Annotated in this window: 5 protein-coding genes and 1 pseudogene; 1 reads left to right on the top strand and 5 read right to left on the bottom strand. The window is 68.4% G+C overall.

The window, feature by feature from the left end:
- Nucleotides 1-155: 155 nt before the first annotated feature.
- Nucleotides 156-647: a hypothetical protein gene (locus RMP08_RS06635; protein ID WP_310468202.1), complete on the top strand. Its 492-nt coding sequence runs from the start codon at nt 156-158 to the stop codon at nt 645-647.
- Here RMP08_RS06635 and RMP08_RS06630 read toward each other — a convergent pair.
- The 5 genes and pseudogenes from RMP08_RS06630 to RMP08_RS06610 all read right to left on the bottom strand — a co-directional run bounded on the left by RMP08_RS06630 (nt 644) and on the right by RMP08_RS06610 (nt 6590).
- Nucleotides 644-964, bottom strand: a complete 321-nt coding sequence (locus tag RMP08_RS06630) for a hypothetical protein (RefSeq protein WP_310468201.1) — start codon at nt 962-964, stop codon at nt 644-646. The two genes, RMP08_RS06635 and RMP08_RS06630, sit on opposite strands and share 4 nt — an antisense overlap.
- A pseudogene (locus RMP08_RS06625) lies at nt 961-2279 on the bottom strand (dihydrolipoamide acetyltransferase family protein). Before RMP08_RS06625 ends, RMP08_RS06630 begins: the two are co-directional and overlap by 4 nt.
- Nucleotides 2279-3283 (bottom strand): alpha-ketoacid dehydrogenase subunit beta, encoded by a 1005-nt coding sequence (locus RMP08_RS06620; RefSeq protein ID WP_310468205.1) that lies wholly within the window; start codon nt 3281-3283, stop codon nt 2279-2281. The pseudogene RMP08_RS06625 and the gene RMP08_RS06620 overlap by 1 nt, the downstream one beginning before the upstream one ends.
- Before the next feature lie 11 nt (nt 3284-3294).
- Nucleotides 3295-4566: a thiamine pyrophosphate-dependent enzyme gene (locus tag RMP08_RS06615; protein ID WP_310468200.1), complete on the bottom strand. Its 1272-nt coding sequence runs from the start codon at nt 4564-4566 to the stop codon at nt 3295-3297.
- 47 nt (nt 4567-4613) lie between these two features.
- Nucleotides 4614-6590, bottom strand: coding sequence for a beta-propeller domain-containing protein (locus RMP08_RS06610; RefSeq protein WP_310468199.1), 1977 nt, complete (start codon nt 6588-6590; stop codon nt 4614-4616).
- Nucleotides 6591-6698 lie beyond the last annotated feature (108 nt).

Genomic DNA, 6698 nt, shown 5'->3' with positions numbered 1-6698 from the left:
TCCACGCCGACGGCATCGCGGTCGGCCCGGCGCAGCGCGAAGCCGGCATCGCCAACGGCCTCGCCGAAGTCGATCTGCTGGCGGCCTAAATGCCCTCTCGCCGCCGCCGTGCGGACGCGATACATCGCGCCGGTCGGCGGTGAGCGAGGGATTCTATGACGCGATTGATAGGTCTGGTCGGGCTGGCGCTGGTGGCGTCGTCCTGCTCGCAGGACACTGCCGCGCCGGGCAACACCTCGCAGCCGAGCACAGCCAACGCCGCGTCCACCGCGTGCGACGTGCTGACCGCCGCGGACGCCACCGCCGCGCTCGGCCGCGAGGTCAAGCGCCTGCCCAACGACGGCGGCCCGGCCGGGCTCGACATCTGCCAGTACGGCTATTCGGGCGCGCGATTGGCCGACGGCGGGCAGGTCAGCGTGACCGTGCAACCGGTCGACATCGCCACCGCGATCGCGTCGGCCAAGGCGCAGGGCTATGAGCTCGAGCCGATCGCCGGGCTCGGCGACGAGGCTTATTATTCGCGCGAGTTCGGCCTCTATGTCGGCAAGGGCGAGCGGACCGCGATCTATCTGCTCGGCGCCGGCGGGCTCAAGGACGCCAAGGAGCGTAGCCTGGCGCTGGCGCGCGCCACCGAGGGCAGGCTCTAGTTCGGGCGGCGGTCGATCTTTCGGCCGAGCAGGAACATGAGCCCCGCTGTGACCGACACCGCGGGGACATAATAAATCGCGTGATTGCCGAGGTAGCCGAAGCCGTCGGGCAGCAGCGAGAAACGCGTGCCGGTGGTGAACGAGTCGATCAGCAGGCCGACCGCGGCGACCGGCGCGGTGACCAGGAACAGCCCGAGATTGGCGAGGCCGTCGCGCGCTGCGGTGGCGAAATCGAACCACACGTAGAGCGCCAGCGCAAGGTACAGGCCGGGCAGGATGAAGCGCGCGCGGCGCTTGCCCGGCGCCGGCCGGATCAAGCCGACAGCAGCCTGAGCGGATTCTCGATCAGCGCTTTGAGCGCCTGGAGGAAATTGGCCGCGTCCCACCCGTCGACTACGCGGTGATCGCAGCTCAGCGACAGGTTCATCCGCTTGCGCACCTCGATCTCGCCGTCGACCACGACGACTTTCTCCTCGAGCTTGTTGACCGCGATGATCGCCACTTCGGGGCGATTGATCACCGGGGTCGAGGTGATCCCGCCCATCGGGCCAAGGCTCGACAGCGTGATCGACGAGCCGGACAGCTCTTCCCGCGCGGCTTTGCCCGAGCGCGCCGCCTCGGCCAGCCGCAAAATCTCCGCCGCCAGCTGCCACACGCTCTTGCCCTGCGCGTCGCGGATCACCGGCACCATCAGCCCGTTCGGCGTTTGCGTCGCCATGCCGAGGTGGAGCGCGCCGTGGCGGGTGATGACATTGGCGTCGTCGTCGTAGGTCGCGTTGAGCATCGGCCAGTCGGGCAGCGCCTTGGCCATCGCCGCGATCAGGAACGGCAGCACGGTCAATTTGGGCTGGCCGCCGCGGTCGCGGTTCATCATCGCGCGCGTGTCCTCGAGGTCGGTGACGTCGAACTCCTCGACCAAGGTGAAATGCGGGATGCGGCGCTTGGCCTCCTGCATGTTCTCGGCGATCTTGCGGCGCAGCCCGACGACCTTGATCGTCTCGTCGGGGCGGGCAGCGGCGCCGCGGCCCGAGACCGAGCCACCGTTGTAGAGCAGGTAAGCGTCAAGGTCGGAGTGCCGCACGCGGTCGCCGGCGGTCTTCACTTCGCCGAGGTCGATGCCGAGGTCGCGCGCGCGCTGGCGCACCGCGGGGGAGGCGAGGGCAGCCCCCCTCCCGCTCGCGGGAGGGGCGGGGGGAGGGGCTGTCTCAGGCTCGGCCTCGCCCTTCGACAGGCCCGCCCCTTCGGCGCTGCGTGCCTCTTCCCCTCCCGCAAGCGGGCGGGGGGAGTCTTCGACCGCCGCGCTTGGCATGGCTTGTTCCTGCGCCGGCGTTGCTTCGGCCGCGCCGTCGGCAATCGGGACTTCTTTCTTAGACTCTACCGCCGCCGCTTCGCCCTCGGTCTCGATCACCACCAGCACCGAGCCGATCGGGATCTGGTCGCCGACCTCGCCCGCCAGCTTGACCACCTTCCCCGCGACCGGCGATTCCATCTCGACCGTCGCCTTGTCGGTCATCATGTCGGCCAGCTGCTGGTCCTCCGAGACACATCGCCAAGCTTGACGTGCCACGTCACGATCTCCGCCTCGGCAATCCCTTCGCCGATGTCGGGCAGCTTGAATTCGTAGTTTGCCATCAGTCAGCCATGACCTTTTCCAGCGCGCGCTTGAAGCGCTTCGGGCCGGGGAAATAGGCCCATTCGTAACTGTGCGGGTAGGGCGTGTCCCACCCCGTGACGCGCTCGACCGGCGCTTCGAGATGATAGAAGCAGCGCTCCTGCACCAGTGCCGCGAGCTCGGCCGCGAAACCGCTCGTGCGCGGCGCTTCCTGCGCGATCAGGCAGCGCCCGGTCTTCTCGACCGATTTCTCGATCGTCGCGATGTCGAGCGGCACCAAAGTGCGCAAATCGATCACCTCCGCGTCGAGTCCTTGCGCCTCAACCGCGGCCAGCGCCACATGGACCATCGTCCCATAGGCCAGCACGGTCAGCTCGGCGCCTTCGCGCACCACCCGCGCCTGACCCAGCGGCACGGTGTAATGTCCGTCGGGCACCTCGGCGTCGGCATGCTTAGCCCACGGCGTCACCGGGCGGTCGTGGTGGCCGTCGAACGGGCCGTTGTAGATCCGCTTGGGCTCGAAGAAGATCACTGGATCGGGATCCTCGATCGCCGCAATCAGCAGCCCCTTGGCGTCGTGCGGGGTCGACGGGACTACCACTTTCAACCCCGCGATATGGGTGAACAGGCTTTCGGGCGACTGGCTGTGCGTCTGCCCGCCGAAAATCCCCCCGCCATAGGGTGTGCGGATCACCATCGGCATCGTCCATTCGCCCGCCGTGCGGTAGCGCATTTTCGCCACCTCGCTGACGATCTGGTCGTAGCCGGGGTAGATGTAATCGGCGAACTGGATTTCGATCACCGGCTTGAGGCCGTAGGCCGCCATCCCGACCGCGGTGGCGACGATGCCGTTCTCCGAAATCGGCGCGTCGAACGCGCGGGTCTTGCCGAATTCGCGCTGTAAGCCCTCGGTGGCGCGGAACACCCCGCCGAAATAACCGATGTCCTCGCCGAACACGACGATGTCGGGGTCGGCCGCCATGGTCACGCGGTGGGCGCTGTTGATCGCCTGGATCATGTTCATCACCGCCACTGTCAGCCGTCCTTGCTTTCAGCCAAAGCAGCCTCGCGCTGCTCGGCGATGTGCCACGGCACCTCGGCGTAAACGTCCTCGAACATGCTGCCGATATCGTCCTTGCCCTGCTGCGGCAGGATGCCGAGTTTTTCGGACTCCTTCTGCGCCGCGCGGACCGTCGCGTCGGCGTCCTTGACCAAGGCATCGTGGCGCTCGTCGTCCCATTCGCCGAGGCCGATCAAATGCGCCTTCAAGCGCTCGATCGGGTCACCCAGCGGCCACGCCTTGGCTTCGGCCGCCGGCCGGTAGCCGCTCGGGTCGTCGGAAGTCGAATGGCCCTCGGCGCGATAGGTGAAGAACTCGATCAGCGCCGGGCCGTTGTTCGAGCGCGCGCGGTCGGCCGCCCAGCGCACCGCGGCGTACACCGCGAGCGCGTCATTGCCGTCGACGCGCAGGCCGGCGATGCCATAACCGACCGCGCGCTGGGCGAAGGTCGCGCGTTCGGCGCCGGCGATCCCCGAAAAGCTCGAGATCGCCCACTGGTTGTTGACCACCGCGAGGATCACCGGGACGTTGTACACCGCCGCGAAGGTCAGCGCCGAATGGAAGTCGCCCTCAGCGGTCGCGCCGTCGCCGATCCAGCCCATCGCGATCCGGCTGTCGCCTTTGATCGCGCTCGCCATCGCCCACCCCACCGCCTGCGGGAACTGGGTGCCGAGATTGCCCGAGATCGAGAAGAAGCCGTGCGGCTTGTCCGAATACATGATCGGCAGCTGGCGGCCCTGCAACTTGTCGCCCTTGTTCGAATAAATCTGGTTCATCATGTCGACCAGAGGATAGCCGCGCGCGACCAGCAGGCCCTGCTGGCGATAGGTCGGGAAATGCATGTCGTCGCGGTCGCATGCGGTGGCGGCGGCAACCGCGATCGCCTCCTCCCCGGTGCACTTCATGTAGAAGCTGGTCTTGCCTTGGCGCTGGGCGCGATACATGCGGTCGTCGAACACCCGTACGGTGACCATGTCGGCCAGCATTTTTCGCAATGTGTCGGGGTCGAGCTTGGGGTCCCACGGCCCCGCCGCTTTATGGTCGTCGCCGAGCACCCGCACCAATTGCGTGGTCAGCGGATGCGTTTCGGCCGCCGCCGCCGCGACATCGGGCCGCGCCGCCGCGCCGGGCGCCGAGATGTCGACCTTGGAAAAATCGGGCGCATCGCCGGGGCGCAGCGCGGGCTCGGGAACGTGCAATGCCAGGCGCGGCCGGTTGGCGCGCAGATGGGGGTCTTTGTCGCTCATTGTCCCGAGCCGCTTAGTGCGGCGCGGCGACGCGGGCAACTATCCGGCTACCGCCTGCCCTGGCGCCACATCCGCCCGCCCGGCGCGAAATCGACGCGGTCGATCTCGTGGATCGCGCCGCGCGCCATGCGCCCTTCGACCAGCTCGTAGCCGAGCAGGGCAAAGATGCGGTCGCCGGCAAAAATCGGCCGCGCATTGCCGTACCAGTCGACGCAGCTGGCGACGCAGCGGTCGTCGGCGGCGCGACGGTATTGCGCGCCAAGCTCGCCCGCCATCACCAGCCGCCGCTGGTCGCGGCGCAGGAACAGCAGTGATGCCGCGCTGCCGAAGAAGCGGTGGAAGCCGGGGTCGACGGCACGCGCGATCGGCAGCCCGAGCACGCCGTTGGCGCCTTCAGGGTCGTCGGCGCGGTAGAAGAAACCGTGGCTGCGGCTTTCGCCTTGCGCGGCGTTGGGCATGAGGAAGCTCGCGCCCTTGGCGGCGAACGCGCGGCGCAAGTCGATCGCGGTGAAATTGAGTCCGCCGCGATTGTCGTTGCCGATCACCACGCCGTCGCCGCCGAGGATATCGATCCGCTCGACCGCGTGCGGCAGCGGAATCTCCGCCACCGGCCCGCCGCGCAATCCCGCCGCGACCAGTCGCGCGCTGTCGCCGCTGCCTATTCCTCCGCCGCCGTACAGCACATGGTTGCCGACGAAGCGATTCTGGAAATTCCAGTTCTCCTCGTCCGGGCGCGGCAGCGGGCGGTAGCGATTGAGCGGGACCTCGCGCATGCCGTTGCCCATCCAGCGGATCGGGATGCTGAGCAAAGCGACATCGCCGATGGTCGCCTCGGGGTTCCACATCGCGTCGCCGCCGCCGTCGGCGCGCACCAGCACATCGAGCAGCCCGGCCCGCGCATCCTCGCGGAACGAGAATTGGTCGGTCGGCGCGCCGCGCGCGGCGATCGCCGAGGGCGCCTCGTCGCCAAACGGCAGGCGGAACGCGAAACTGCGCACCCCGCCGCGTCCCTCGGCCTGGCCGCTCCACGCGTCCGACACCCACAGATAGACCGCATTGCCCGACACGTAGAAGGTGCGCGAGGCGGGGCCGAGCACCGCAATGGCGTCGCAGTCGAGCACCGGCGCGGTGAGGTCGCAATTCATCACGCTGTGGAGCGTGTCGAGCGGCGCCTCGGGGTCGTCGCGCATCTCGGGCACGACAAACACCTCGCGCGCGTCGACGATTGGGCGGAAGTCGATCTCGTTATTGTTGCCGGTCCACCGCCGCACCGCGGGGAACGCCTCGAACGGGTCGTCCTCCCACTCCAGCGCGAGCGGGGTGTAATAGATCAGCCGGTTGCCGATCAGCCGCGAGGCATAGTTGCGCGACGAATAATAATCGTTCGAGCGCAGGTGGTAGGAATCCTCGAAGCGCAGACGGCCGTCGGGCGACAGGCGGAAGCGGTTGATCTCGGTCCCGCCGCGGCGATAGCTGTACCCGACCACCACCACGCGGTCGCCGTGGAGCAGCATCTCGTCATACCAGTCGCCGCTGCCGTCGACTCCGGGCGGCATCGCGTCGATCACATCGACCGGCCGCATCCCGCCGCGCGCGGTCGATACCGTGAACAGCCGCCCGCGGCGCAGGATGACCAGCAAATCGCCGCGCTTCTTGACGATCCCGCCTTCGTCGACGCCGGCTTCCTGGTTGTTGGTGATGGCATCGGATTTCGCCACGCGCGACCCGGTCGTGACGATCGCATCGGCCGATGATTCGGCGGTCGCGGCGGGCGGTGGCGGCGGAGCCGGCGGCGGCGGCGCATAGACCACGCTCGACTGGCCCCGACTGTCCTGGCGCGTCTCGCGGCGCTTCTCGAGGAAGGCGCGCAACTCGCGGTCGGAGCGGAACGAGGCAAGGCTGCCCCCGGCGCGCACGCCGCTGTCAGCCGCTTGCGCCGCCGCCGGCGAACCCCGGCCCAATTGCGCCGACCCGGTAACCACCAGCGCTGCCACCGCAGCGACCCACAGCTTCGACCGGCCCATCGACGCGCTCCCTCAATGTTACAGGGTCACATCCTCGTGCGCGCTTGCTGTCGGTTTGCTGAACCGGTTTTTCGCCTGCGTTGACCGCATGGCGCGCACGGCGGTAGG

The sequence above is a fragment of the Sphingomonas sp. genome, from assembly GCF_031426035.1.
Taxonomy (GTDB): Bacteria; Pseudomonadota; Alphaproteobacteria; order Sphingomonadales; family Sphingomonadaceae; genus Sphingomicrobium.
Note: the sequence above shows the minus strand (reverse complement) of the source record. Positions and strands in the feature narration are given on the sequence as shown.